General features: G+C 46.2%; 25 protein-coding genes. 17 read left to right on the top strand and 8 right to left on the bottom strand.

What is annotated here, in order from left to right; genetic code table 11:
* The first annotated feature begins 151 nt into the window (after positions 1-151).
* The 7 genes from GS601_RS23215 to GS601_RS11600 all read left to right on the top strand — a co-directional run bounded on the left by GS601_RS23215 (position 152) and on the right by GS601_RS11600 (position 4,490).
* On the top strand, positions 152-358 hold the full coding sequence (locus GS601_RS23215) for a DUF2267 domain-containing protein (protein WP_238393220.1): 207 nt from the start codon (positions 152-154) through the stop codon (positions 356-358).
* 165 nt (positions 359-523) lie between these two features.
* Entirely contained in the window at positions 524-724 is a 201-nt protein-coding gene (locus tag GS601_RS23210; RefSeq protein ID WP_238393219.1) for a hypothetical protein, read from the top strand.
* Positions 725-803: 79 nt separating this feature from the next.
* Positions 804-2,108, top strand: a complete 1,305-nt coding sequence (locus GS601_RS11620) for an MFS transporter (RefSeq protein ID WP_162423443.1) — start codon at positions 804-806, stop codon at positions 2,106-2,108.
* A gap of 87 nt (positions 2,109-2,195) precedes the next feature.
* The gene (gene blaOXA / locus GS601_RS11615; RefSeq protein ID WP_238393218.1) at positions 2,196-3,080 is read left to right on the top strand and encodes a class D beta-lactamase; all 885 of its coding nucleotides are present in this window, start codon (positions 2,196-2,198) and stop codon (positions 3,078-3,080) included.
* A 55-nt stretch (positions 3,081-3,135) separates the two neighbouring features.
* Positions 3,136-3,654, top strand: a complete 519-nt coding sequence (locus GS601_RS11610) for a GNAT family N-acetyltransferase (protein WP_162423442.1) — start codon at positions 3,136-3,138, stop codon at positions 3,652-3,654.
* An 18-nt stretch (positions 3,655-3,672) separates the two neighbouring features.
* A complete protein-coding gene (locus tag GS601_RS11605; protein ID WP_238393217.1) occupies positions 3,673-4,140 on the top strand; it encodes a VOC family protein in 468 nt (155 codons plus the stop codon).
* A gap of 143 nt (positions 4,141-4,283) precedes the next feature.
* Positions 4,284-4,490, top strand: a complete 207-nt coding sequence (locus GS601_RS11600; protein WP_162423441.1) for a hypothetical protein — start codon at positions 4,284-4,286, stop codon at positions 4,488-4,490.
* Between the two features lie 323 nt (positions 4,491-4,813).
* On the opposite strand, the gene GS601_RS11595 is transcribed toward GS601_RS11600, so the two are convergent.
* Both GS601_RS11595 and GS601_RS11590 read right to left on the bottom strand, forming a co-directional pair.
* Complete coding sequence (locus GS601_RS11595; protein WP_162423440.1) at positions 4,814-5,539, bottom strand: MerR family transcriptional regulator; 726 nt, start codon at positions 5,537-5,539, stop codon at positions 4,814-4,816.
* A gap of 353 nt (positions 5,540-5,892) precedes the next feature.
* Entirely contained in the window at positions 5,893-6,096 is a 204-nt protein-coding gene (locus tag GS601_RS11590; RefSeq protein ID WP_162423439.1) for a hypothetical protein, read from the bottom strand.
* A 526-nt stretch (positions 6,097-6,622) separates the two neighbouring features.
* On the opposite strand from GS601_RS11590, the gene GS601_RS11585 reads away from it, so the two are divergent.
* The gene (locus GS601_RS11585) at positions 6,623-7,207 is read left to right on the top strand and encodes a Uma2 family endonuclease (RefSeq protein WP_338017019.1); all 585 of its coding nucleotides are present in this window, start codon (positions 6,623-6,625) and stop codon (positions 7,205-7,207) included.
* Positions 7,208-7,317: 110 nt separating this feature from the next.
* A complete protein-coding gene (locus tag GS601_RS23590) occupies positions 7,318-7,446 on the top strand; it encodes a hypothetical protein (protein WP_274381967.1) in 129 nt (42 codons plus the stop codon).
* Positions 7,447-7,495: 49 nt separating this feature from the next.
* Here the strand turns inward: GS601_RS23590 and GS601_RS11580 are convergent, their stop codons facing one another.
* From GS601_RS11580 to GS601_RS11560, 5 genes are all read right to left on the bottom strand, one after another.
* On the bottom strand, positions 7,496-8,503 hold the full coding sequence (locus GS601_RS11580; protein ID WP_162423438.1) for an ABC transporter substrate-binding protein: 1,008 nt from the start codon (positions 8,501-8,503) through the stop codon (positions 7,496-7,498).
* A gap of 55 nt (positions 8,504-8,558) precedes the next feature.
* On the bottom strand, positions 8,559-11,012 hold the full coding sequence (locus tag GS601_RS11575; RefSeq protein ID WP_202925024.1) for a TonB-dependent siderophore receptor: 2,454 nt from the start codon (positions 11,010-11,012) through the stop codon (positions 8,559-8,561).
* A 255-nt stretch (positions 11,013-11,267) separates the two neighbouring features.
* Positions 11,268-11,618 carry a HepT-like ribonuclease domain-containing protein gene (locus GS601_RS11570; RefSeq protein WP_162423436.1) on the bottom strand — a complete coding sequence of 117 codons (351 nt, stop codon included), beginning with the start codon at positions 11,616-11,618 and terminating at the stop codon, positions 11,268-11,270.
* Positions 11,608-11,898 (bottom strand): nucleotidyltransferase family protein, encoded by a 291-nt coding sequence (locus tag GS601_RS11565; protein WP_162423435.1) that lies wholly within the window; start codon positions 11,896-11,898, stop codon positions 11,608-11,610. The genes GS601_RS11570 and GS601_RS11565 overlap by 11 nt, the downstream gene beginning before the upstream one ends.
* 77 nt (positions 11,899-11,975) lie before the next feature.
* On the bottom strand, positions 11,976-12,965 hold the full coding sequence (locus tag GS601_RS11560; protein ID WP_162423434.1) for a helix-turn-helix domain-containing protein: 990 nt from the start codon (positions 12,963-12,965) through the stop codon (positions 11,976-11,978).
* Between the two features lie 404 nt (positions 12,966-13,369).
* On the opposite strand from GS601_RS11560, the gene GS601_RS11555 reads away from it, so the two are divergent.
* The 5 genes from GS601_RS11555 (at position 13,370) to GS601_RS11535 (ending at position 20,220) form a co-directional block, all read left to right on the top strand.
* Entirely contained in the window at positions 13,370-14,353 is a 984-nt protein-coding gene (locus GS601_RS11555; RefSeq protein WP_162423433.1) for an AraC family transcriptional regulator, read from the top strand.
* 105 nt (positions 14,354-14,458) lie between these two features.
* A complete protein-coding gene (locus GS601_RS11550) occupies positions 14,459-16,993 on the top strand; it encodes a TonB-dependent siderophore receptor (RefSeq protein ID WP_162423432.1) in 2,535 nt (844 codons plus the stop codon).
* Between the two features lie 84 nt (positions 16,994-17,077).
* Positions 17,078-17,998: an ABC transporter substrate-binding protein gene (locus GS601_RS11545; protein WP_162423431.1), complete on the top strand. Its 921-nt coding sequence runs from the start codon at positions 17,078-17,080 to the stop codon at positions 17,996-17,998.
* Positions 17,995-19,029, top strand: coding sequence for a sucrase ferredoxin (locus GS601_RS11540; protein ID WP_162423430.1), 1,035 nt, complete (start codon positions 17,995-17,997; stop codon positions 19,027-19,029). The genes GS601_RS11545 and GS601_RS11540 overlap by 4 nt, the downstream gene beginning before the upstream one ends.
* A gap of 201 nt (positions 19,030-19,230) precedes the next feature.
* The gene (locus tag GS601_RS11535; RefSeq protein WP_162423429.1) at positions 19,231-20,220 is read left to right on the top strand and encodes a helix-turn-helix transcriptional regulator; all 990 of its coding nucleotides are present in this window, start codon (positions 19,231-19,233) and stop codon (positions 20,218-20,220) included.
* 2 nt (positions 20,221-20,222) lie between these two features.
* Here GS601_RS11535 and GS601_RS11530 read toward each other — a convergent pair whose 3' ends face one another.
* A complete protein-coding gene (locus tag GS601_RS11530) occupies positions 20,223-20,789 on the bottom strand; it encodes a Uma2 family endonuclease (protein ID WP_162423428.1) in 567 nt (188 codons plus the stop codon).
* Between the two features lie 195 nt (positions 20,790-20,984).
* Here GS601_RS11530 and GS601_RS11525 point away from each other — a divergent pair, with 195 nt between their 5' ends.
* The 3 genes from GS601_RS11525 to GS601_RS23930 are packed head-to-tail and all read left to right on the top strand — an operon-like array spanning position 20,985 to position 21,561.
* The gene (locus tag GS601_RS11525) at positions 20,985-21,209 is read left to right on the top strand and encodes a DUF433 domain-containing protein (RefSeq protein ID WP_162423427.1); all 225 of its coding nucleotides are present in this window, start codon (positions 20,985-20,987) and stop codon (positions 21,207-21,209) included.
* Positions 21,206-21,514, top strand: a complete 309-nt coding sequence (locus tag GS601_RS23935) for a DUF5615 family PIN-like protein (protein ID WP_420800305.1) — start codon at positions 21,206-21,208, stop codon at positions 21,512-21,514. The genes GS601_RS11525 and GS601_RS23935 overlap by 4 nt, the downstream gene beginning before the upstream one ends.
* A complete protein-coding gene (locus GS601_RS23930) occupies positions 21,490-21,561 on the top strand; it encodes a hypothetical protein (RefSeq protein ID WP_420800306.1) in 72 nt (23 codons plus the stop codon). Before GS601_RS23935 ends, GS601_RS23930 begins: the two co-directional genes overlap by 25 nt.
* Positions 21,562-21,840: the final 279 nt, after the last annotated feature.

Below are 21,840 nucleotides of genomic sequence, written 5' to 3'. Positions count from 1 at the left end.
AAGTTGCGGGTCTCACGACAACCAATCAAACCTACACAATGGTACAGGGAGTCTTGCAAACCTTTCGGCGGCGGCTGACGATTACCAGAAGCCATTCACTTCGCCGGAGTGCTTCCACCCGTCTTGAGAGCCATTTTTGTTGCAGATTGGGATGCGGACGAACCGCAGTTTTGGCGATCGCGCTGAAATGACCAAAGAAGTCCAGTCATTGCGCGCTGATCATAACTTTGCACCCGATACAGCCATTCAAGCCGTTGCCATAGCACTCAGGAAAAATATTGACGAAGTAAGGTTTGACAAACCGTTGACGATTCTACCAACCGCTGCCCGTGAATTTTGGAATTCAGAACCACGCTAAACTCACAAACTTTAACTTTTGGATAGTTGAGCAGATTGAGATCTCTCCCTTTAGTAGTAGAGAATGACCCTACTACACGATTATATTACAATAATACTACAAGTGTGTTTTACCCTATGCAGTGCTGGCGATCGCAGCTGTTATCGCTATCAAAGGAAACTGAATATGCGTCGATTGACATACTACATTGCTTGTACTATCGATAAATTTATCGCCCGTGAAGATGGTTCATATGACTTCTTTCTGATGGAGGGAGATCACGCAGATTTGCTGAAACTCTTTCCAGAGACAATCCCGGCTCATTTTCAAGACAAAGACTTTGAAGACTCTCCCTCAGGTTGGTCTCAGCAGCCGACGTATGGGTAGCAGGATGGGCAACCTATTGCCGCTTACAAGCAGGGGCGATCGCTCAATTGCCAGACAATAAGTGAATCAAGCATATCCAATGACAAAAACGTTTTATGCCATCTTAGTCAACTCACTGGTGGCTGCACTGACCAACACCTTTGTCTGGTTTGCAGTCACCTTTTGGGTTTTTCTGCAAACTCAATCTGTACTGGCAACTTCGGTGATGGCGGGTGTGTATGTTGGAACGGTTGCCCTTTCTGGATTCTTTCTCGGATCGCTGGTCGATCGCTATCGCAAGAAAACAGCAATGTTACTGTCTAGCGTCTGTTCCCTCATCTTATATACACTCGCTCAGATCATTTTTAGTTCTACTTCACCCGCTGTTTTTGCTGATGTATCCAGCATTCCACTGTGGATTTTTATTGTGCTGGCTTTGATGGGGGCGATCGCCGGAAATGTCCGCACAATTGCTCTGCCCACCCTTGTCACCCTGCTGATTCCGGAAGCAGACAGAGACAAAGCCAATGGTCTGGTGGGCACCACAAATGGTGTGTCATTTCTGATCGCTTCTATCTTCAGCGGATTGGCGATCGGCTTTCTGGGTGTGTATTGGGTGCTTGTATTTGCGATCGCTCTAACGGTTGCCGTCATCCTGCATCTGACAATCCTCTCCATTCCTGAGCAACGCATTATTCATACAGAACATCACACCCAACACATCGACATTCGCGGTACGATTCGGGCGATCGCGCTCGTCCCCGGATTATTTGGATTGATTTTCTTTAACTGCTTCAACAACTTCCTGGGTGGGGTCTTCATGTCCCTGATGGATGCCTATGGTCTGTCCCTGGTTTCAGTACAGGTTTGGGGAATTTTGTGGGGGCTTTTAAGCTTGGGATTTATTGTCGGTGGATTAGTCGTTGCCAAACGAGGTTTAGGAAAAAGCCCACTACAGACGCTATTTCTGGCCAATATTGTGATGTGGGTGATTGCGATTGGCTTTACGATTCAAGCCTCCATTGTATTGCTGACCGTTGGGCTATTTATGTATCTCTGTTTGATTCCAGTGGTGGAAGCAGCAGAACAAACAATTCTGCAAGCCGTCATTCCATTGGAACGGCAAGGGCGCGTTTTCGGCTTTGCTCAAAGTATTGAGCAAGCTGCATCCCCCCTCACCGCATTCATGATTGGCCCGATCGCCCAATTCATCTTCATCCCATTTATGACCACGGGGACAGGTGTAGATCTGATTGGTAACTGGTTTGGCACTGGAGCCGCTCGCGGCATTGCGCTGCTATTTACCTTGACTGGATTGATTGGGTTAGTTGTGACGTTATTGGCGATGCGATCGCGCTCCTATCAGAAATTATCAAAATCATGGACTAACCAATTGAATTGTTAGCAGAACTTACAAACATCCCCTCCTGTTTTCTGGAATCTTCTCCCTTGCCAATGTAGTCCCGGAAGCTGAATCGTTGCGAGGATAAAGATGCGTTTACCCAAATTCATCAACCCATCTCGGCTTATGGGTGGTGCGATCGCACTGCTGTTGATTTGTAGTCTAATCAGTCTTTCAACGCACTCGGCTCGGTCCGGATCTCCCAAATTGCAACCCGTATCCAATCAAAGTGCTCCTGCTGCTGAAATCGCACAGGCTCCCAACTTTGAACAAGCGTTTCAAGAACTAGGAGTAGACGGTGCGATTGTCATTTACGACAAGAATAACCAACGCTTTTACGAACACAACCCCTCTCGCAATACGACTGCTTTCTTTCCTGGCTCGACGTTCAAAATCTTGAATGCGCTCATTTCCCTTGAAACAGGAGTGATTCGAGATAATGTCTCAGTGCTGACGTGGGATGGCATTACTCGCGAAATTCCAGCCTGGAATCGGGATACCAATTTGCGTCAAGCTTTCCAAGATTCTACGGTTTGGTTTTATCAAGTCCTCGCCCGCAAAAATGGGCATGAGCGGATGCAGAAATTTGTCGAGCAAGTGGGCTACGGGAATCAGCAGATTGGTACGCCCGATCAAATTGATCGATTCTGGTTGGATGGTCCTTTACAAATTACGCCAAAACAAGAGATTGAGTTTCTGCAACGATTGGAGCGGAACGATTTACCGTTTTCACAACGCTCGCTCGATCTGGTGAAAGACATGATGATTATTGAGAAAACGCCGAACTATATCCTGCGTGGCAAGACGGGTTGGATCAACAGCGTCAATCCCAATATTGGCTGGATTGTGGGCTATCTTGAACAGCAGAACAACGTCTATTTCTTTGCCACAAATATTACGATACCTAATTCGCAAGATGCTGCCAAGCGGTTAGAAATCACTCGTCGGAGTTTTCAAGCATTAGGACTGCTATAACAAATTTCAACTGAAGTAAATTTAAATCCACCTCTCCGATCCAGAAATTACCCTCATGATGAACTTACGTCCTGCCACTCCTACGGATTTGGATCTCCTGCGACACTGGGATGAACAACCCCATGTAATCGCCTCAGACCCGAATGATGATTGGCATTGGGAGGAGGAACTCGATCGCACGCCTGACTGGCGGGAACAACTGATTGCAGAGATCAACGGTCGGGCGATCGGATTTATTCAGATTATCGATCCGGCGCGTGAGGAGAGCCATTATTGGGGGGATGTGGCAGACAATCTTCGGGCGATTGACATCTGGATTGGAGCGGAAACGGATTTAGGCAAAGGCTATGGCACGAAAATGATGCAGCTTGCCCTTGCCCGATGTTTCGCTGATCCCACTGTCATGGCTGTCCTGGTTGATCCGCTAGTCAGCAATACTCGTGTTCACCGCTTTTATGAACGACTGGGTTTTTGCTGTGTCGATCGCCGTCAATTTGGCGACGATGACTGCTTTGTCTGTCGCCTGAGCCGAGAAGATTGGCACTCTAAAGTGACAATAACTGAAGCTGAATGAGTATCATTATTTCAACTAATGGCAGAGGTAATTACCTATCTTCAACAGGAGCAAGACATGGAAACGCAGGAATTACATCGCGGTCGTTTGATCGACCACATCCAACTGATCGTGCAAGACCTTTCCGCCAGCCAAACGTTCTACGCAGCGATCTTCGATGCCCTGAATGTCCCAATGGGCGGCACCGGGAATGGATTCTTCTGGGCAGATGAGTTGTTCGTCTCAACGCCCGACAGCGAGGCTGCACAGGGGGTACTCACCGGACGCCATCACTTAGCGTTCCAGGCACATGACCGAACCATGGTGGACGCGTTCTATAAAGCTGCTTTGGCTTACGGCGGTAGGGATAACGGCGCACCTGGAGAGCGTAGATACCACCCAGGCTACTACGCCGCGTTTGTCCTAGATCCCGATGGCAACAATATCGAAGCCGTTTATCATGGCGAAGCGAATCGCAGCGCGCCTTCCATACGCATCACGTTCTAATCAGGAGTAGTTAAACTATCCAGTGATTTCAATGATTTAGCTCGTCGCGTAACAAATCTGTCTACCAGAACGCAGTCGATTTGTCGATGAGACGGCTCTCATGACAATCCTAATTCTTCAAACCAAAAAATCTGCAAACTATCATGCAAGCTGACCTATCCCGCAAGTTCCTCAGCATTGATTACACAAACGAAGATGAGGTTTTGCGATTTTTTCCCACGGTTCTATTACTTTCCAGCAATTATGTGGCGGAGAATGACTTGCATTTTGGGTACTATCAGTACCCACCATTTGAGATGCCTGAAAGCGGTTCTAAATTGCTCTCACCGATGACGAATTTGCTGATTTAATACATCGATTACAGCGGCTTGACACAACTAGTCGTCATGGAGCCTGGACGATAAACGTGCTGAAACTAATCCGAGATCATCCGGGCACCAGAGCCACCGAGTTAGCAACAAGAGTGAATCGGGAGGTTCAGTTGTTCAAAACGGATATGCGTAAATTGAAAGCATTGGGACTGACAGAGAGTCTACAACAAGGTTACCAGCTTTCTGCCCGTGGTCATGTTGTCCTCAATCGCTGGCTATCGTCTAGCTTTAAAGACGCTTAATTTTATCACTAATTAGAGTGGGCGATCGCGCTTTGGTTCACCCACTCTACTTCAGGTGCTTCAGCATTGCATCGCTCGGCTCATGTATTCCATCAGGGCTGTATCCACTGCCCCTCGACTAGCAACCTTGGCTCCCTCTTGCTGATACATTTGGTTTAGAGATTGAGCAATTCCAGGATCGCCGCCTGTGAATTCTTGAATCAGTTCCTGCCAGCGTCGCGCTAACGCCTGTACAGCTTCGCTCGCTGGATCAGTTCCATTTGCCATTTCTATGCGAACTTGCTGAATCAACTCTTGCCATTCTGCTTCAACCTGCCGAATCTGCTCCTCGCCAAGCTGTTCACCTCTAGCTTTGAGATAGTCTTGTTGTTCTGGAGTGTAGTATTTGCTGACCATTGTTGTTACCTCAATGAGTTGAATGAATTCCTGGATCGAGATTGTCTCTGTCGATTGTAAGAGAGTGGCGATCGCTTCCAGCTTTGCGTAAAGCTGCTGTTGTAACGCCATCTGCTCTTTAAGTTGAGATAGATGCAATTGCACCACCTGATGCGGTGAAAACTCGCTTTTTCCAAGGCACTCGCGGATTTGTTCCAGCGAGAAGCCAATTTGCCGCAGGGACACGATTTGCTGCAAGCGAATAATGTCATCTTCGCCATATAGCCGATAACCTGCTTCAGTGCGATGAGAGGGCGAGAGCAAGCCAATCTCATCGTAGTAGTGCAATGTTCGCACCGAGACTCCAGTTTGTTTAGCAAGATCGCCAACTTTCAAGGCAATTGGTCGCATCCACTTCCTCCTTGACAATTGAAAACCATCTCAATTCGTGAATGCATCTATGGTAAAAGCCTCACGTTACGTTAGAGTCAAGGGGGCGGCGAAAATTGTCATCCCTTGACTCTAAAAGTCTCAAGGAGCAGAGACTGAGCAAACCTCGACAAACGTCACATAAGACCGATGTTAGCGAAACATCTGCAAGCCATGCCTAAAGCAGAGATTCACGTTCATTTAGTGGGTGCGATCTCTCGATAAACATAGGCAAACTTTGAATTATCTTTCCCACTTGCAGGTCTCGCATAAGTTGCCTGATTTCGGATTGCCTGCATCTGTTCTGACTCCCGCTCTATCGCTGGCGTGAACTGCTATCGTTGCTCCAACAAATCCAATCCAGCCGCAGTGGGTACATCTGGTTCTGCGATGTACTCCAATCCCCGTCCCCATAGCGTGTTGATCTTGTGTTCCAAGATCAGTTGAACTAGTTGCTCAGGAGCATCCACAAATGCCAGTAACCTGTCCAGCACCATTGGAATCTCACCGATTGGCAACCCCTGACAAGCCGTAATCAATCGTTGTTGAGCCTTAGAATCATCCTTGCCCAGCCAGGGATGCTGGTTACAGATCTGAGTCGCGATCGCTTGTAACTGCTGGCGTTGCAGTTTGCCCAGTGGAGCCTGATGGAAGCTTCAGATGTTCAACCGTTGAAACCGTCTGACTGTGTGTTGCGTGGATAATCCACCGTCTTTGCTGGAGCGTGAGTATTGGCGGAGAGCCGGAAGTATCGACGAGTGTTTTGTTGAGACAAGGAGAGGATGGGGGGACAAGGGGACAAGGGGATAGAAGGAATTTATCATCTCCCCTTCCCCGCGTCTCCCCCGCTCTCCCTCTATGCCCGTGATGTAAACAGGCGGGCAACTTTACAGCTAAAACCTGGTAATAAGGGAGAGGTAATCACATTCTCGTTCAGCAGGGTAGCAACCAGCGCCAGTTGTGCCTGGTTGCTATGAGGATAGGTCAATTATAAATGAAGCAGTGGGAGATAGAGAGCGCCTCAATGTTCTGTGATAGCGTGAGTGAGAGGCTCAATCTCTGTTTTTGACTGAAGGAAAAGATTTGGTGAGGTGCGATCGCATGACCATTTCAACGCTCAAGTGGACGATTGACCGCTATCACCAAGCAGTGGAAGCGGGCGTATTTAATGACGTGCCCGTTGAATTATTGCATGGAGAATTAATCGAAATGCCTCCCGAAGGTGTCCCCCATGCATCATTAAGCAGTGATGCAGGCGATTATTTGCGAGATAAGCTTGGAAATCGCGCCAAAGTTCGAGAAGGGCATCCCATTACTTTGCCTAACAACTCAGAACCAGAACCGGACTTGGCGATCGTTAACCCGGATACTGAAATTTATCGATCGCATCATCCCTATCCAGAGAACGTCTTTTGGGTGGTTGAGTACTCGAATACCAGTTTGCAGAAGGATTTAGAGGTCAAATCTAAAATCTACGCAGAGGTGGGCATTGTTGAGTATTGGGTAATCAATTTGAAAACGAGCGAGTTGATTGTTTTTCGCGACCCAGTGGATGGAGAGTATCGATCACGGCAGACATTCACTACAGGTACGATTTGTCCTCTGTCTTTTCCAGATGTTCAGATTGATGTAGTGAGGTTATCGCGTTGAAGGGGACAAGGAGAGGGGGAGACTAGGAGAGGAGGGACATGGGGACGTGGGAAGAGAGGCAATTAGGGCGTTGCTGAATAGTGGGATGACAGATTAAGGCAGAACGCAGTATGACAGCACTGAGCGATCGACCATCAAAGCGCGATCGCACTTCACAACTCAACGATCGATCATCAGAGCGCGATCGCACTTCATCATCGAGCGATCGATCATCAGAGCGCGATCGCAGGAATCATTGAGCGATTGACAATCAGAGCGCGATGATCGCAAACAACGAGGAACGTAAGTTCAGGAAGGCTCTACAAAATACTTGTAGAGGTCATCAATAAACTGATTTGCTGTGATTGGACCTGCAACAGTATTTGCCCAAGTCACTGCATAGACTTGCTTATTTTGCACAGCTTTCAAGGCTGACCAGAGCGGTTGTTTCAGAAACGATAACGATCTGAGATGTTCGGAGTCGGTTTTAAGAAGTACTACAACAAAGAGAATATCGGCATCCCAATCAGAGAGCGCTTCGATACTCAGCCCTGAGTAACCTTTGAGATCTCGATAGGCAGGAATCAATCGTATTCCCGCATCTTTCATAATTTGACCATAAACAGTAAGGTCTGATCCGTAAACATGAACAGTCGAACCGTAAAGATGAACGATAGATACTGTTTTTGTGTTTAGCGTTGTTCCCAGTTGCTGTCGAAACGTTTGGATTCGCTGATTGTACTCCGCTAAAATCCTATCGACTCGATCGCTTTTATCTAGAATGTCAGCTAAATACTTCAAATTTTTCTTAAAATCGACTTCACTATCTGTATCTATCAGTACGGTAGGCGCGATCGCACTCAACAATGAATAGAATCTTTTTTGCCATATATGCCCTAGAATCAGGTCAGGTTTTAGACTGAGAATCTTTTCCAAAGAAGGTCTTTCCCAATCTCCCACCTTTGGAATACCAGAGACAAATTCGCTCAAATTATCTGAATTGATAAAGTTAGCACCAGCAGCAAAGCCCACTGGTTTGATTGATAGTGCTAATAATGGATCAAGAATAAAACTGTCATCTAATACAACAATCCGCTGAGGATGAAGTGGAATTTCAGCTTGACCTAGAGCATGGTTAACGATTTTGGTTGCTGTTGGTTTTTGAACCAGGCTGAGGGGAGTAGTTCGCACAACTGTTGAATTGATTTCCCCTTGCTTAAACCACTGCATCTTGCTGTTACAAGCAGTGATTGCGAAGGCAAATATAGCTGATAGGAAGAGAAGTACGATAATTTTATAGGTCGATTTCTTCCTCATTGCAAAGGGTCTTTTCTCCTGCTTAAAGTTCTAAAGACTGTACCATAGCTGCAAATTACAATTCCCAACTAATAGAACCAATGATAGTAAACGGCTCTCCCCTATCGATACTCTGCTTATCACCGAAAGCTGCTGAGTTTGCATAATCTATATTAAAGAGATTACGAATGTTTATTGCCGCGTTGAATCCATTTTGACGGTAATAAACTGCTGCATCAGTCCGTAGATAATCACCGACTTGAAATGTGTTTGCTAAATCACCTTGCCGCTCACCAACGTAAAATAATCCAAATCCAAATCCCAGCCCTTGCAAATCTCCCTTCTGGATTTCGTAGGTCGTCCAGAGACTTGCCTGATTGAGTGGTACATTTGCAAGGCGATTGCCAACATTACTGATAACGGAATTATCAACGCTGACTGTGGCATCAGTTAGGGCATAGGAAGCTGTAATCTTCCAACCAGGTAGAATTTGACCTGCCACATCTAGCTCAATTCCGCGACTTCGTTGTTCTCCAACTTGCACTTGGAAACCTCGTTGCGCCAGAATGGGATCAGGATCGGGAGTCAACACATTTGTCTTTGTAATGTTGTAGGCAGCTAAAGTAGCTGAAAGTCTACCATCGAGAAAATCAGTCTTAACTCCGACTTCATATTGTGTTCCCCTGGTTGGCTCAAAAGGTCTACTATCTGGATTACGTCCGATCGCTGGATTGAACGATCGAGTATAGCTGGCATAAAGTGAAACATTTTTGCTCGGTTGATAGACTAAGCCAACACGAGGACTGAAAGCTCCATCATTTTGGACTGGAATATTCACTACATTGTCAGGACTAATCGTTCCTGTTCCATCAGATATCCAGTCATAGCGCCCACCAATCAATAACTTCAAATTGTCACTGAAGGCAATTTGATCTTGAAGGTAAACTCCATAGGACTTTCTATCTATTACGTAAGTAGGTTCTGGGAAAAGTTCGGGTCTTGTTCTTAGGGCGCGATAATCAGGATTACGAATATCTAAAGGCGGGATATTCGCATTTAAATTTATGCTGTTGACATAATCTTCTCTAAAGGAATTGAAATCAAAACCAATTAAAAGCTGATGAGCAATCGATCCAGTTTGGAACTTTCCAAGTAAGTCAATTTGTGCAAAGTAGTTGTAATCACTAAGGTCACCATCAAAAGCAGCAAACGTTAAAAAACGATCATCGATTACCCCAGTTCGGAAAATATCTCTGACTTTAAAGCTTGCTATAGTAGCAGCAAAGCTGTTGCGAATTTGCCAGTTATCGCTAAGTCCATGAGTAAGAGTGTAACCAGCCTTATGACTAATCGACTCAAACTCATTTACTTCGGGATAATTAGGGTGGAAGCGTCGAGGTGTTAGACTGTCATCACTCAGACGTACCGCATATCGGACGATTGGATCTCCAAAGAATCTACTGTACTCATAGTAAAGGTTTAAATCTGTCCGCTCTCCCAACTTAAATGAGATCGAGGGTGCAATTGTAGTTACTGCTGAATTAGCAAACTCTTGATAACTATCTTGACGTTCATAAGAAGCAATGAAGCGATACAGCACATTTTTATCCACAGTTAGTGGACCTGATAAATCGATACTCGGCTGATACCGTCCAAAGTTTCCTGCCTCAAACCCTAGCTTGTAGTAAGGTTCACTCAAGGGCTTCTTGGTAACATAGTTAATGATTCCACCAGGTTCCGCAAAACCCGAAACAACTGAGGCGGGACCCTTGAGAACTTCTATCTGCTCAATTGTTGGAAAAGGCACTGTCGTAATCACATTACCTTCACGGAAACCATTTCGGAAAGTGTCTCCAGCGGAAAAGCCTCGAATAATTCTAGTACCACTAGTCGAACCCAAATACCTAAAGTCTTCAACTACACCGCTGACGGTTTCTACAGCTTCGGTCAGTGATCTAACCTGGCGATCTTCTAGCACTTCCTGCGGCACAACCTGAATCGATTGGGGAATATCTCGAATCGGGGTATCTGTCCTTGTCGCCGTACTTGCATTTGGCACTCGATAGCCTCGCGCTCCCTCGCCTGTCACCGTAATCTCTTCTTCAATTCCTTCCTCTGGTGTCACCGCCAACACTAGCCCCTGTCCCGGCATGATCTCGGCAGTTGGTAAATCATTCAGTCCAACAATGCTCACCCGAATCGTCGTTGCATCTGCTTGCATCACGGTGACTCGATCGATTCCTTCTCCCGGCTTGTCCGCTTCAAACGCCTGCCCACTGCTCAACGCCAACACCGCATTCGGAACCGTCAAAATCAGCGTATCGCCCTGAGCCTGTTGCGTCGCCTGCAAAGCCTGACCATTTTCCGTCTCTAGCACAATCTCCAATCCTTGCTGTGTTGGATTGAGCTTCACGCCCGTTACCCGCACCAATTGCGCCTGCTGTGCTTCCGTTTGTGCCATCCATTCGCTTACCGTAGTCGCAGCTTTCGGTTGATCTTGAATTCGAGAAACCGTTGGTTCTGTTGCCATTGCAGACGTTGCTCCCAACAGAACAAACGCGCTAGAAACCAAGAACGTTTGCTTCGCAGTTGCGCTTTGCACTAATCGCTGCCACACACTCATCATCTTCACACCAGTACTTAGGAATCGTTATCAATAGACAATACTGGAGAGGCTCACGAGATTGGAAGCCCTTTTTGGATGCTAGCGGGACTTTCTTGATCTCTAGCGGGACTTTTTTCGCGATCGCTGAGTTTTTGCGAGTATATTTCTTCAGAGAATCGTTCATATCCTTTCCAAGCCTTTAAGCAACTCTCTCAACAGTTGAAGTAGCTGAGGCAAATCTGTTTGAATCGTTTCCCAAATAATTTCTAAATCAACTCGAAAATACTCATGAATCACAACATTTCGCATTCCTCGAATATCTACCCAAGGAATCTCTGGATAAAGCATCTCAACTTCTGGCAACAAACTCGCAGCCGCCTCTCCTATGATCGCTAAACTATAAAGAACGGCTCTTACTGTGCGAATATCCGCTTCAAACTCTGCAAAATTGAGACCTTGTGTAAATGTTTCAATCTCTGAACCAATCTCGACAATATCTTGAATTCGTCGCCGCAGACTTCTAGAAGACACGAATAGACTCCTGCAAGACAGGCTCTTTCAGGTAAGACTTCAGTGAGTTCGGAGTTCCCAAATCAACTGAGCAACCTAAAATAGTCTCCAAATGCCGCTGCAACCGCACAAACGCAAGCAACCCGATCGGGTGTTCAAACTCCACCAACAAATCTACATCGCTTTCTGGCGTTGCCTCGTTACGAGCAACCGATCCAAAAAGAATTAACGACTTCACATTAAACTCTTTTAACGAAAGTCTGTAAGATCTGAGCTTCTCTAGAACATCGTCTCGCTGCATTGCTATTTTTGCGGTTGTAATGGCTCTATTGTATGTGATTCCTGTATATGCGATTCCTGCCGTCGCTCCGATCGATTCTAAAGGATCTGTCTGTACCGACGAGCATAATCGCCCGGATTCATGCCAAACTTGTTCCGAAACGCCTTGGCAAAATAACTCCGACTCGTAAAGCCCACCCGTTGCATCACCACTTCAATTTTCAGATCGCCTGCCAATAACATCTGTTGCGCCTGCTCTAACCGATAGTGATGCAAATAGTTGAATGTCGTTGTACCAAAACAAGCCCGAAATCCTTCTTTAAGGGCGCGATCGTTGAGTCCCACCAGTCGCGCCAATTCAGCGATCGAAGGCGGATTCTCTAATCGTTGCAACAGGATTTTTCTTGCGGCATGAATGCAATCGACCTGTTCCGACTTCAGCTTGCTCGGCAACTTCTCTGGCGCAGACGATTCTTCTAACAATGGCTCCACCGAGAGCAACAGCAACTCCCAAATCTTCGTTTCTAGATACCGTTGCTTCATCACGCCATGATAGGGACATTGCCACATCTGCTGCAAGGCAATTTGCATCGCGGGAGTCGTGCGATATCCTCGAATAAACGATAACTGATCAGGTGATCCAATCAAAGGCTGCAATCCAGCAGGCAACTGACCAAAGAACGATCGCATCTCTTCAATGGAAATCGAAAAAGCAATTTCTCTCACGGCTCCTTCAGTAGTTACATACACCCCTTTGTGAGATGCACCACTGCCAGCTAGCGAGTACTCTCCTGGGCAAACCGTAACGCTCGGACTGTGATGAATTCCCGACAGATGAAACCCAACTCTGAGAAAGTCAGGCTGGTGAAATTCCTCGCAGGAAAATGCAAGCTTAGCTAAGGGTTCGTGATAATCCATTGCTAACCATACTTCCTCTCGCAGATCAATGAGTCGCGTCAGCCCTCGCCCCAATTCAGCCGGAAACGGAATGATCACATCTGCCTCATCTTCTGGATCAAGATATCGCATCTGTTCGAGTGTTTCCTCAAACAAATCGTCACAGGTTTGACTCGAAAGTGCGATCGTCATAATGTTCTATTACGCTGACAAAGCAGGATGCAAGCCTCAAGAGTATCTTGACCTAATTAGTATTAGTTTGCAATAAGATTGCAGTGACAAATTATTGAATGATGAGAACTACTATGTGATCACACTCATCACGATCGCATGAATGATGCTGAGCGATCGCGCGCTCTGGCACCTTCAAGAGCTATCAACAAAGAAATAGTGCGATCGAACCACTCGAATCATTCATTGTTCAGAGGTAATGAATCGAGGTGCTGAGTTGATAGAGCATAGACGAATAGTAAGATAAGGCACACCTTAACGGTTCCCTTGATACATAAGTCGGATTCGCTTTGACTTGCCATCTATTTGAGAATCAAGGTATTAATAATTAAGAATTAGTTTCAGTAGCTGGGGTTCAGATAATCATGACGATCGCACTTTCTCAAGATGACTACTGGGCGCTATTTTGTGAAACCCAACCCAGTCATCCAGAACCGAACTCATTCGAGACCGTATTGCATTTTCCAGAGGCGTTGGGAAATGGATTCACGCGAGAAATTGATCTGCGCCATGGGTTGGAGTTAGCGATCGCAGATTACCACTTGCACCAACCTTTGAGCGTCAAAACTCAAGAACGCCCCCATCCCCTGCAATATTGTTTTGTCCTCACAGGCGGGTTTAAAAATCCAAGTTACGGCATAACAACTGGGCAATATTCGCTCTGTGGGAGTGGTCTAGCTCCGGCTGAAACGGTTGAATCGACAGCATTACATCAGCAGGAAGTGAATGTTCACATCGAGCCAGACCTATTTTTGACTTTTTGGAACAGCACTTTAGAAACTCTACAACCTGAGTTAAAGCCTTTGATTCCGGCTTCCCTGGAACCTTATTATTGTGGCTCAGGGACAACGACAATGGAGATGCAAACGACCTTGCAACAATTGCTGCGGTGTCCGTTTCAGGGCATTACTCGCCGCATTTACCTAGAAAGTAAGGTGTGGGAACTGATGGCGCTGCTGATGGCGCAAGAACTAGAACGCTGTCAGGTAAAACCTGCTCTCTATCCGCTGAAGCCGGAGGATGTCGATCGCATTCATTACGCAAGAGAGATTCTGTTGCATCGGCTCGATAATCCGCCTTCGCTCTCTGAGTTGGCGCGACAGGTGGGATTGAACGAATGCACCCTGAAACGAGGATTTCGCGTCTGTTTCGGCAAGACCGCCTTTGGCTATCTGCATGATTATCGCTTGGAGCAGGCACGGCGGTTGCTCGAAGAACGCCGCTTAAATGTGTCGGAAGTGGCACGCGCGATCGGCTTTGTGAATCGCAGCTATTTTGCAGCAGCCTTCCAGAAGAAATTTGGTGTAACGCCCAAAATCTATCAAGCTCGGCATAGAAATTCCGTCTAGCGTTAAAAGAATTCCCTTTAGGAGTCAAAACGATCTATTATTTTCACTCATTTTTCGATATCTTCTTGAGAATAATTCTAACTAAGACTCTCGTTGGTGTGGAAGATGAGCGGAATCAAGTCGCGGCAGATGAGTGCGGTTCAGTTTTCTGGATGGCTGGTAATCTTAGCAAGCAGTTTAGTGGGTGGATTGGCATTGCCAGGATGGGCTGAGATCAAGGCGTTAGAGAATGGGGAAGTGGGGCGCGATCGCACCCATCCCGCTACGACTCTCAAAGAGTGGATTGCCCAAATCGAAGCGGTGACTGTTCAGGTGAACCAAGTGAACCTCAACCGCACCGAGCGTGGGTTGGAGATTGTGTTACAAACGGCAGAGGGCAAACCCCTGCAAGTGGATGCCACGCAGTTTCGACGCGAAGGCAATACCTTGATTGCTGATATTCCCAATGCAGTGCTGGCATTGCCGGAGAGACAGCCCTTTACTGCTGAGAATCCGACCGACGATATTGCGAGTGTACAAGTTGTGCAGCAGACGGTGAGCGGCATTCGGGTAAGCGTGACGGGCAAGGAGGCGCTCCCCACGATAGAGGTGACCCTCAACACTGGAGAGGTTGCCTACAGCCTTAACCCAGAAGCAGATGAACCGGATGAAGAAATTGTGGTGACGGGTGAGCAGAATCGTTATCGAGTGCCCAATACCTCGACCGCAACCCGAACTAATACGCCCATCCGCGACATTCCTCAGTCGATTCAGGTTGTACCTCAAGAAGTGCTGCAAGATCAAAAAGTGAATACGCTGACAGAAGCCCTACGAAATATTAGTGGAGTGACTTCTGGTGGTTCTGCATTTGGCACCTATGATCAACTCGTTTTACGAGGTTTTTTGGGCAGCAATACAGGTAACTATCGGCGGAACGGGATTGAATTTCCTAATTTCGTTGGATTTGCTCTCAATTCCAACACCGATCGAGTAGAAGTCTTGAAGGGTCCAGCTTCAGTATTGTTTGGCGATTTAGCTCCCGGTGGCATTATCAATTTGGTGACGAAGCAGCCGTTATCTGAACCGTTTGCTCAAGTTGAAGCAAATGTTGGAAGCTATGGTTTTTATCGAGGAGCGATCGATTTGTCAGGTCCTTTGAATCCTGAGAAGACGCTTTTATATCGCTTGAATGCGTCCTATGAAGATGCCAATAGTTTTCGGGACTTTATCAACAATCGTACCTTCTTCATTGCGCCCGTGATTAGCTGGCAGATCGCCGATCGCACTCGTTGGACAGTAGAACTAGAGTACCGCAAAGACGATCGCATTACTGATTCCGGTCTACTGCTACCAGGAGCCTCTTTTGAGCGTATTCGTCAGCTTCCAATCAGCCAATTGCTGAATGAACCCAATGATGAATTTGAATCGCGCTATCTCTCGGTTTTATCTACCTTAGAGCATGGATTGAGTGACAACTGGAAGATACGCAAGATCTTCAACTTTATTGATGCAAGTCGTGATTTTATCCAGACTACGGAAGCAGATAGCTTAGGATCAGATGGACGGACACTAGAGCGATCGCAACGTGCTTCAGAGCAAACAGTCAACTACTATTTCGGCGAAGTAGACTTAATTGGCAACTTCAAAACTGGTTCTATTGGTCACGAAGTGGTTGTAGGTATAGACTACTTCTATCGGAATTTACCATTTACCAACTTTGATGGTCAAAGTTCTTTTCTAGACATCGAAGATCCCATTTACGGTCGCACAACTAGAGAGTTTACAGTTCGGAATTCTGCTACGCTTCCGGAACGTCGCTTTGGATTTTTTATACAAGATTTGATTTCCCTAACTGATAATCTAAAAATATTGTTAGGGGGTCGTTATAACAATGCTTTGCTCCAACAATCAAATCGACTCACTAATCAACTAGTGCGCGATCAAACCGTCGAAGATTTTAGCCCTCGACTGGGAATGATTTATCAACCGGCAAACTGGCTGTCGCTGTATGCTAGCTACAGCCGTTCATTCCAAATTAATTCTGGTGTTGATGCGACCGGAAATCCTTTCGACCCAACGTTTAGTACCCAGTATGAAGTGGGTGCTAAAACTGAATTTTTGAATGGTGCTTTGGGAGCATCACTGGCGTTCTTCAAGATCAATCGTAGCAACGTTCTTACGCCTGATCCAAATAGTTCCCGATTCAGCGTGCAAACTGGAGAACAAGAAAGCCAGGGAATTGAGTTAGATGTTACGGGGAGGATTACACCCAATTGGAGTATTATTGCTTCCTATAGCTATTTAGATGCCAAAATTACGGAAGATAATCGTTTTCCAATCGGGAATCGATTGCCTACAGCTTCTCCTCATCGCTTCAGCTTATGGACAAAATATGATTTTGATGGCAGTCTCAGAGGCTTAAGCTTAGGGGGTGGAGTGTTTTATGTGGGAGAGCGTTGGGATAGCTTGACTAACAACTATCAGTTACCAGGTTACGTAACGGTTGACTTTCTGATGGCTTACCGCTTGAATAATCCTGATCTAACAGTGCAACTCAATCTAAAAAATCTATTTAATGAACGGTACTATGATGGGACATTTGGGGATGTTTATCCAGGTGCTCCTCGTAGTGTGGTGGGAAGTATTGTCTATCGGTTCTAGCGTATGCGGTGCGATGCGAAGCAGTTCTCCCTACGGGGTAATCGCTGGGTCAAGTTCTATATTTTTCTGATCTGCACCCTTTTTATGGTTACATCCTGCTATGGTCATCTGCCTGAGATAAAGCAATCAGGTGTGCAAGAAAGGCTAGTTAGCATTGGAGACTGTCGGGTTGTAAAGCATTGGCTGGGTGAGACTTGTATTCCTCGCCAACCTCAGCGTATTGTCGTGCTGCATGACTCGACTTTGCTCGATCCACTGTTAGCTTTAGGGCTGAACCCGATTGCGGTTGCTACCTACCCAGGCAGCAATGGGCAACCCATGCTCCGTGGAATTGCACCTGATACCGCGAAAAATCTCATCTTTGTGGGAAGCTCTAATCATCCTGATCTAGAAACAATTTTGCAACTACGACCAGATTTGATCATTGGACGAGAATTTCACCAAGATATCTATAAGCTACTAGATGCGATCGCACCGACAATTCTGATACGTTGGGAAAGCAGCAAGAGCTTCAAAAGTAACTTTTATGCTCTTGCCACTTTGCTCGATCGAACTCAGCCTGCTCGACAAGTTTTAGCGAGTTACCAGGAACGTATTCAACAATTTCACCAGGCAATGGGAGATAGGTTGAATACTCTTGTTGTATCACTCTTAGCGATTCAAAATTCCACTTTCAAGACTTTTGGACAGGAGACGACGATGGGTGAAGTTCTCCAAGATGCAGGACTTCAACGCCCTACTGCTCAATCGCAGTCCGTAACTCGGCTCAACCTTAGCCTAGAACAACTCTCTGCTCATGATGCTGATGTGATTTTTCTTGTTCATGAGTCAGGTGATGAACTGGCACGATATCAAAAAACTCTACTTTGGAATCGGTTAGAAGCAGTGGAATCGGCGCGAGTTTATACTGTAGAGCCGCAAAATTGGATAGTAGCCGGGCCATTAGGAGCGAATCACATTCTTGATGACTTGTTCAAATATCTGGTGAAGGAGTCAAACCCATGACAGCTAACAGAAGTCGTAACCATTGCCAATTCTGTTCCGAGATTTCTAAAGCCAATGGACATGATCCCATTGGTTCCGCATGGCAGTACGATCGCTGGTTCATCATCGAAATGCCCCAACCCTGGGAGCGATCGTCCTGGCAAGAACATCCCATCTTGCATCCGATTTACCATGACCTGATCAAACCGCTACATGACGAACACGGTCTCTGGATTCGTCCCCTGCTGATTGCCCCCGATCGCGCGTATTCCATTCCAGACAAAACCCGCATTCTCTACTATCACCGTCCAGCCGGATTATTTGCTCAATTTGAAAAGCAAGAGTTTATCGTCCCCACCGAGCAAATTCTTTCCCTCGCAACTGCCTTGCTACAGCAGCCAGACCAACTGCCTCACTTTGCCGCCTATCAACAGCAAACCAAGCATATTCGAGAGTTGATGGTGTGTACCCACGGCACTGTAGATGTTGCCTGTGCCCGCTTTGGCTTTCCGATTTACGAACGATTACGCAATGACCATGCCGCAAACTCTGGAGGAAGATTGCGCGTTTGGCGATGTAGCCACTTTGGAGGACACGTCTTTGCACCTACCCTGGTTGACTTGCCCGAAGGACGCTATTGGGGGCACTTAGAACCTGAAATCTTGGATTCGTTAGTGCATCACAATGGTTCTGTTGCAGACTTGCGTTCCTTTTACCGGGGCTGGTGTGGATTAAAGCAGTTTGAACAAATTGCAGAACGAGAGATTTGGATGCAAGAAGGCTGGAAATGGTTGAATTACCTCAAACGAGGAGAAACGATCGCTATTGCACCCACTCACAACGACGATGAAGAACCCGACTGGGCAGAGGTACGCATTGAGTATGCCTCACCGGATGGCAATGACATAGGCGTGTACGAGGCTAGGATTGAGGTCTGTGGCACAGTGATGACTCAATGGCAATCAGGTAATGATCAGCCTGTAGAAGAAACCAAACAATATCGGGTTAGCCAGCTTGTCCAACAGGGTGCAATGGTTAAAAAATCTGTTTAAGCACCAAGAAGTGCCGCCAGGAGACAAAATCGCAAGTTTTGTTGGGCTTAGTAAATCATCTGCTAGAGAAGATGTTAAACAGAAGCTCGATTCGTCGTCATGGGGCTAACCTGATACGACTACTTGACTATTGCTCCAGTTTAGTTGAGAATTAGTATCATTAGCTAAAGCCTGTTTGCGAAAGTCATCCTTAAACCTATCATGGCAATCACTATTTCACGCACAGATTACGACGAGTTATGGAGAGCGTGCAATCCTGCTCCCTTGGTATCTAGCCATTCAGGGTATTGCGAGCAGATTGAGGTTGTGCCTGAGCAATTTGGAGAGGGGTATATTCAATTTATTCAACTGCGAGAAATCAATCTAGCTCTGTTTAATTATCAACTGCATCATGATTTGTATATTAGAGATGAAGTGTTTGGTGCAGCGTGGGAATTTGGATTTAACCTATCGGGTAATTGCAGTGGTAAGCATACCGGAGAAAACTTTATTGAATGGGGAGCCTATGAAGGAGAAGGCACATGGATCACTTACGCCAATGATCCAGTGTATAAGGTTGATGTGCATTTAGAGGCTCCCGATGCATTATTTCAACTGATTACCGAGACATTAGAAGAACTACCAGTAGAAATTAGACAACATATTGAAGATTGCAATAGAAATTGTTTCGATGAAATCAATGTCATCACACCTGCGATGCGATCGCCGTTGGAACAAATTTTCAATTGTCCATTTCAAGGAAAAACCAAGCAAATTTATCTCGAAAGTAAGTGTTTAGAACTGATTGCGTTGAAGTTAGAGCAAATTAAAGCAACAGAAAGATCACCAGGAACCCTATGTTTGCTGAAGCCGGATGACGTCGATCGCATCTATGTTGCCGAAAAAATTCTCAAAGCGAATCTAGATCATCCACCCTCGCTGATGGAGTTGGCGCGGCAAATTAGCTTGAATGATTACAAACTGAAGGTTGGCTTCCAGCAGGTGTTTGGCACAACGGTGTTTGGCTACCTGCATCAGCACCGTATGGAAACGGCACGACAATTGCTAACAGAACGACGCATGAACGTTAGAGAAGCGGCTCAAGCAGTGGGATACGCAAACCAGAGTCATTTTGCAGCCGCCTTCCGCAAACAGTTTGGCGTGAATCCCAAAGCCTACGTGATAAAGGGCAAAATAGGGCTAGGGCTTTGATGTTAGTTTCCACTCACCCTTAGCCAACCAAACAGTTGCTCTACAGTCAACGCCAAATCAACCCCAGGTAAACAGGGAAGTTGGGTATCCTCGGTCAACTCTTCGGGTAAGCAATCCGGGCGATAAACCAACACGACGCGCTCATCCGGATCAATCAGCCAGCCTATCTGCCCCCCGTGGCGCAAGCTGTGCAAAATATTGCGAGTCACCTTCATCTGGCTCTGGTCGGGGGACAATATCTCAATGATCCAATTCGGCGCAACGCTGATTCCTGTACTGATAATTTCTCCGTTGGAGTCCATGGGAATCTGGCTCTTTGCCAGAACCACTAAATCTGGAACAATCGATCGTCCACCCACTGTGCAGCGCAATTCGGAAAATGCCTCGTAAGGGGAATCGATTGCATTGATAGCTGCCCCCAAACGGGATTGTAAACGACTGTGCTTTCCTCCAGACATTGGCTTCTGAACGGCTTCTCTCTGTATAAATTCCCAAGCGGGTGACTCTTCAATGTAGGGCAGTTGCAAAAACTGCTCTAACGTAAGGGGTTGAGGAACGGCAATGGTCATAGAAGATTGCTTTTACCTTGGATAAGCTAAATTTTAGCGCCTTTGACCCTGGGTTAAAATCAAATCATCCTAGTGAAGTCCTCGGCAGAGGCTGCTCAGCACAGCGCAGTTAAGCTGTAGAAGTATGCTCTGTCTGCGGGCAGAAAGAGTTCTCGGTTATAATGCTAAGTAGACATTTTTCCCTCATGCCCTTTTATGGACTACCAAGATATTATTACGATCGAGCCTGGAAAGCGCAGCGGCAAGCCGTGTATCCGGGGTATGCGAATCACTGTGTATGACATCTTAGAATATCTGGCAGGCGGGATGACCGAAGCAGAAATTTTGGAAGATTTTTCTGAGCTTACCTCAGAAGATATTAAAGCTTGTCTTGCTTTTGCAGCGGATCGTGAGAAGAAGTTGTTTGTGGCATCGCTGTGAAACTGCTTTTTGATGAGAATCTTTCAGACCGGATTGTTTGCAGGATTATCGATTTGTATCCTAGTTCTGAGCATGGCAAAACCTTGGCGCTTACAAATACTGATGATGGCATCATTTGGGAATATGCAAAGGCAAATGATTTTGTCATTGTTTCCAAAGATTCCGACTTTCATCAGCGTAGTTTGCTGTATGGCATCAGCGTAGTTTGCTGTATGGTCATCCACCGAAGTTTATCTATCTTCGGGTTGGCAATTGTCCAACATCAAAAATTGTTCAGATTTTGCGAGACAACTTTGACACGATGATTCAGTTTGAAGAGCGAAAATCGGAAAGTATATTAGTGTTGGCATAGTGTGAAATCGCCGCATGGAGAAAGATTGGCAACGGGTTTTGATAGCGTCCGTTGCCAACCAAAGGTTCTTACGACAACGAATTAGCCCTAGGGTGATTGAGATTGCAACCGATTTGCTCGTTGAGTCGCTAACGCGATCGTGGTTCTAAATCCATCCAAAAAATCCGTCTATGGGTCAAAATAATCCGTCTATGAGCGATCGCGCTCAACCACGCCTCTCTGTTTTCCAGTATCCTCTTGAGAGTGATTATGATTAAGACTCTCAAGTGGTGTGTGGAA

The sequence above is a fragment of the Myxacorys almedinensis A genome, from assembly GCF_010091945.1.
Lineage (GTDB): Bacteria > Cyanobacteriota > Cyanobacteriia > Leptolyngbyales > Leptolyngbyaceae > Myxacorys > Myxacorys almedinensis.
This window is presented reverse-complemented; position numbering and strand designations above follow the sequence as displayed.

Coding starts and splice junctions, on each gene's coding strand:
- GS601_RS11560 (WP_162423434.1), bottom strand. CDS start 12,965: ATGACGATCGCACTTTCGAGTCAAACCTGTGACGATTTGTTTGAGGAA.
- GS601_RS11620 (WP_162423443.1), top strand. CDS start 804: ATGACAAAAACGTTTTATGCCATCTTAGTCAACTCACTGGTGGCTGCA.
- GS601_RS23210 (WP_238393219.1), top strand. CDS start 524: ATGCGTCGATTGACATACTACATTGCTTGTACTATCGATAAATTTATC.
- GS601_RS11530 (WP_162423428.1), bottom strand. CDS start 20,789: ATGACCATTGCCGTTCCTCAACCCCTTACGTTAGAGCAGTTTTTGCAA.
- GS601_RS11545 (WP_162423431.1), top strand. CDS start 17,078: ATGGTTACATCCTGCTATGGTCATCTGCCTGAGATAAAGCAATCAGGT.
- GS601_RS11580 (WP_162423438.1), bottom strand. CDS start 8,503: ATGAGGAAGAAATCGACCTATAAAATTATCGTACTTCTCTTCCTATCA.
- GS601_RS11550 (WP_162423432.1), top strand. CDS start 14,459: ATGAGCGGAATCAAGTCGCGGCAGATGAGTGCGGTTCAGTTTTCTGGA.
- GS601_RS11595 (WP_162423440.1), bottom strand. CDS start 5,539: ATGCGACCAATTGCCTTGAAAGTTGGCGATCTTGCTAAACAAACTGGA.
- GS601_RS11600 (WP_162423441.1), top strand. CDS start 4,284: ATGCAAGCTGACCTATCCCGCAAGTTCCTCAGCATTGATTACACAAAC.
- GS601_RS23215 (WP_238393220.1), top strand. CDS start 152: ATGCGGACGAACCGCAGTTTTGGCGATCGCGCTGAAATGACCAAAGAA.
- GS601_RS11605 (WP_238393217.1), top strand. CDS start 3,673: ATGGCAGAGGTAATTACCTATCTTCAACAGGAGCAAGACATGGAAACG.
- GS601_RS23590 (WP_274381967.1), top strand. CDS start 7,318: ATGACAGCACTGAGCGATCGACCATCAAAGCGCGATCGCACTTCACAA.
- GS601_RS11535 (WP_162423429.1), top strand. CDS start 19,231: ATGGCAATCACTATTTCACGCACAGATTACGACGAGTTATGGAGAGCG.
- blaOXA (WP_238393218.1), top strand. CDS start 2,196: ATGCGTTTACCCAAATTCATCAACCCATCTCGGCTTATGGGTGGTGCG.
- GS601_RS11555 (WP_162423433.1), top strand. CDS start 13,370: ATGACGATCGCACTTTCTCAAGATGACTACTGGGCGCTATTTTGTGAA.
- GS601_RS11540 (WP_162423430.1), top strand. CDS start 17,995: ATGACAGCTAACAGAAGTCGTAACCATTGCCAATTCTGTTCCGAGATT.
- GS601_RS11575 (WP_202925024.1), bottom strand. CDS start 11,012: ATGGCAACAGAACCAACGGTTTCTCGAATTCAAGATCAACCGAAAGCT.
- GS601_RS11610 (WP_162423442.1), top strand. CDS start 3,136: ATGATGAACTTACGTCCTGCCACTCCTACGGATTTGGATCTCCTGCGA.
- GS601_RS11565 (WP_162423435.1), bottom strand. CDS start 11,898: ATGCAGCGAGACGATGTTCTAGAGAAGCTCAGATCTTACAGACTTTCG.
- GS601_RS11525 (WP_162423427.1), top strand. CDS start 20,985: ATGGACTACCAAGATATTATTACGATCGAGCCTGGAAAGCGCAGCGGC.